This is a genomic window from Planotetraspora kaengkrachanensis, assembly GCF_016862895.1.
GTDB lineage: Bacteria > Actinomycetota > Actinomycetes > Streptosporangiales > Streptosporangiaceae > Planotetraspora > Planotetraspora kaengkrachanensis.
The window spans coordinates 1-1,328 of the sequence record NZ_BONV01000034.1 but is presented as its reverse complement, the minus strand read 5'-3'; the positions used below and the strand labels follow the sequence as shown (position 1 = coordinate 1,328).

Here is a 1,328-nt window from a genome sequence, read left to right as displayed (position 1 = left end):
CAGGACCATTCTCGGATCCCGATGAGCGCCGGCGGAGCACCTGGCAGGAGCGCTGGTGTCCTTCTTGAGGTCCGGGAACCACCGGTGGCGCGCTAGGCTGGAACCTGCCGGGCCACCCCACCACGGGTGGCCTTCGTTACGTAGAGCGAGTAGCGGAGGCTACGGCACACAACGAGGTCTCAGCGGACCTACGGCAATCAGGCTGGTCTCCCCTGACACTGAGCCGATATCGGGCATCTTCACCGCTCGGCGTATCCGGGAACTAGTAGCGCGGCCAGCGAACCGAGCGCACAGCCGTACGCGGTGAGCGAGCAACAGAGGACAGAAGTGAACAGAGAAGACGGGCGTGACGACGCGAGCCGTGGCGGAGACAGCCGTGACGAGGGCAGGAACGTGAGCGGCTACCGCGGCGGCGGGGACAGAGACGGCTCGGGGAGCCGATACACGGGGGGGCGGGAAGGCTTCCCCGCAGACCGCGATCGTGGCGACCGCCCTTTCCGCTCCGACCGATCCAGCGGTCGTGACCGCGACGGTGGAGCGAGTGGCCGATCCGGGGGACGTCCCGGCGGCGATCGAGGTGGCCGCTCGTACGGTGACCGTGACAGCTTCCGCGCCGGCGACCGCCCGAGACCTTCCTACGGAGACCGTGACGCCTCGCGTGGCGGCTACGGCAACCGTGACCGCGACGATCGTGGTTATGGCAGTCGCGACGGCGGTCGACCCCCGCGCGAGGGCGGCCGTTTCGGGGACCGGCCCGGACGTTCCGATGACCGGGGCGGATACCGCGGCGGAGACCAGCCGCGCTCCTCGTATGGTGATCGTGGCTCCTCCGGTGGGGGTTTCAGAGACCGTGACGACCGCGGAGGCCGCTCGTTCCGGTCCGATGACCGAGGTACACGGCCACCGCGCGACGATCGCGAGGGAGGCCGCCGTTTCGGGGGCGACCGCCAGGGTGACGCGCGTCCGCCACGTGAAGGCGGTTTCGGGGGGCGGTACGGGTCCCGTGATCGCGATGATCGTGGTGGCAGGGGCTTCCAGTCTCGGGACGATCGTGGCGGTCGTCCGTTCCAGAGCCGCGACGACCGTGAGGGCCGCCCGTCCCCGTCTCGGGACGACCGTGGTGGCAGGCCATTCCGGTCCCGCGACGATCGTGGCGGCTTCGCCGGCGACCGCGGGCCGCGTGGTGAGGGGGGCTTCGACCGTCCTCAGCGTTCCTATGGCGATCGCGAGGGATCCCGCGGGGGTGACCGTCCTCAGCGTTCCTATGGCGATCGCGACGGATCCCGCGGTGGTGACCGTCCTCAGCGCTCCTACGGAGACCGCGACGG

Annotated in this window: 1 protein-coding gene; it reads left to right on the top strand. The window is 70.3% G+C overall.

Annotated elements, in window-relative coordinates; genetic code table 11:
• Positions 1-697: 697 nt before the first annotated feature.
• The coding region (locus tag Pka01_RS29810) for a hypothetical protein (RefSeq protein WP_203886255.1) at positions 698-1,328 on the top strand (631 nt) is incomplete at its 3' end.